This window comes from Blastococcus sp. MG754426, from assembly GCF_021699055.1.
GTDB lineage: Bacteria > Actinomycetota > Actinomycetes > Mycobacteriales > Geodermatophilaceae > Blastococcus.
This window is the reverse complement of record NZ_SSXC01000169.1, coordinates 1-906: the sequence shown is the minus strand read 5'-3', so window position 1 is coordinate 906 and position 906 is coordinate 1. Positions and strand designations below refer to the sequence as shown.

Here is a 906-nt window from a genome sequence, read left to right as displayed (position 1 = left end):
GTGCTCGGCATCGCCGAGGCCGCCGGCGTCCGGATCACCCACGTCTTCGAGTCCCACATCCACAACGACTACGTGACCGGCGGGCTGGAACTGGCCCGCCAGGTCGGCGCCCGGTACCTGCTGAACGCCGACGACCCGGTCTCCTTCGAGCGCACCGGGGTCTCCGACGGCGACGTCGTCGAGGTCGGGGCCCGCATGCGCGTGCGGGTTCTGCTCACCCCCGGGCACACGCACACCCACCTGTCCTTCGCACTGGAGGCCGACGGCGAGTCCGTGGCGGTCTTCACCGGCGGCTCGCTGCTGTACGGCTCCACCGGCCGGCCCGACCTCCTCGGCCCCGACCACACCGACACCCTCGCCCACGCGCAGTGGCACTCCGCCCAGCGCCTGGCCGCCGAGCTCCCCGACGAGACCGCCGTCTACCCGACGCACGGCTTCGGCAGCTTCTGCTCGGCCACCCAGTCCGGCGGCACCGCCAGCACGATCGGGCAGGAGAAGCTGGCCAACCCCGCGCTCACGACGGACGAGGCCCGCTACGTCGACGACCTCCTCGCCGGGCTGGACGCGTACCCGGCCTACTACGCGCACATGGGCCCGGCCAACTCCGCCGGCCCCGGCGAGGCCGACCTCTCCCTGCCCACCGAGGCGGAACCGGCCGAGCTGCGCCGGCGCATCGAGGCCGGTGAGTGGGTCGTCGACCTGCGCAACCGCACGGCCTTCGCCGCCGGGCACGTCGGCGGCACGGTCAACTTCGGCCTGGACGGGCAGTTCGTCACCTATCTCGCCTGGCTGATGCCCTGGGGCACCCCGGTGACCCTGCTCGGCGAGACCGCCGAGGACGTGGCGGAGGCCCAGCGGGAGCTGGTCCGGGTCGGCATCGACCGGCCGGCCGCGATGGCCACCGGC

The 906-nt window shown here is 74.1% G+C and carries 1 protein-coding gene; it reads left to right on the top strand.

Features of this window, described 5'->3' with window-relative positions; translation table 11 throughout:
* Positions 1-906 (top strand): MBL fold metallo-hydrolase (locus tag E9549_RS24585; protein ID WP_236828889.1); only part of this gene is annotated, 906 nt, incomplete at both ends.